This window comes from Pseudochrobactrum sp. AO18b (assembly GCF_000409565.1).
Lineage (GTDB): Bacteria > Pseudomonadota > Alphaproteobacteria > Rhizobiales > Rhizobiaceae > Pseudochrobactrum > Pseudochrobactrum saccharolyticum.
Genome location: NZ_ANNO01000307.1, coordinates 1 through 1,184, shown reverse-complemented (window position 1 = coordinate 1,184; position 1,184 = coordinate 1). Strand labels below are relative to the sequence as shown.

Annotated in this window: 1 protein-coding gene; it reads left to right on the top strand. The window is 50.8% G+C overall.

What is annotated here, in order from left to right; genetic code table 11:
* Positions 1-24: 24 nt before the first annotated feature.
* A partial coding sequence (locus tag A918_RS0112275) for a serine hydrolase (protein WP_022711355.1) occupies positions 25-1,184 on the top strand: 1,160 nt, incomplete at its 3' end.

Below are 1,184 nucleotides of genomic sequence, written 5' to 3'. Positions count from 1 at the left end.
AATTGTGTCGGGAGGGGCTGTATCATGAAAAGACCGCTGCGCATTAGCTTATATAGTCTGGCTCTGTTGCTGATTATCGCGGCAGGTGTGGGCTTTGTTTTCCGTAAGCAAATCCATGAATATTATGCGGTCTATCAATATGCCAATACATTCAAACCCGATGTGATTGATGAAAATTTCCGCTCACTTTATAAAATCTACCCGTCTATCCGTGTAGAACATAGCGGCGAAGTCAGCCCCTTGCCGCAGAATGAAAGACCTTTGCCTGAAACCTATCTTTATCAGGGAGAGACAAAACGGGTTGCGGACTGGCTGGAACGCACGCAGACGACCGGTTTCATCGTGCTGAAAGACGGTGCTGTTGCCTATGAGCGCTATGAGCGGGGCAATACGGCTGCAACGCAGGCAATCGCTATGTCGATGTCGAAATCCACGATTTCGTTTCTGATTGGCAATGCTGTGCGGGATGGTCTGATCGATATAAATCAGACTGTGGATCATTATGCACCGCAACTGGCGGAGGGCGGCTATAGAGGGGTGACCGTCAAAAACGCACTGCAAATGTCATCAGGGATCGGCTTTAACGAGGATTATGGCGATCTCTCATCCGATATTGTTCGTTACATTATCCAGATTCTGACCGGCTCGGTGAAGGACTTTACTGCTCATCTGCAGAAAGTGCGGGAGCAGGGCACGGTCAATATTTATGTTTCCGCTGATACGCAGGTGCTGTCTATGGTACTGGAAGGCGCAACCGGCAAGCCGATGACTGATTATTTCAGGGAAAAATTATGGTCGCGTCTGGGCGCAGAAGCTGATGCCTATTGGCTTGCTGATGCGAAAGGTGACGCAGTCTCGGCAGGCGGGCTGAATGCGGTGTTGCGTGATTATGCGCGTTTCGGCCTGCTTTATATGAATGAAGGGCGTAATTTCAGAGGTGAGCAACTGGTGCCGGCTGAATGGGTACATGCTTCTGTTACGCCGGATGCGCCGCATCTGATCCCGGGCAGGGATGATCCCGAGCAGGGCAAGCCGCTTGGCTATGGCTATCAGTGGTGGATACCGGGGAAACCGCAGGGGGATTTTGTCGCTGTCGGTATTTACGGGCAGTTTATCTACGTCAATCCTGAGCGCAAAGTGGTGATTACCAAAACTTCCGCCTATGCGGATTACAATAAGGATGG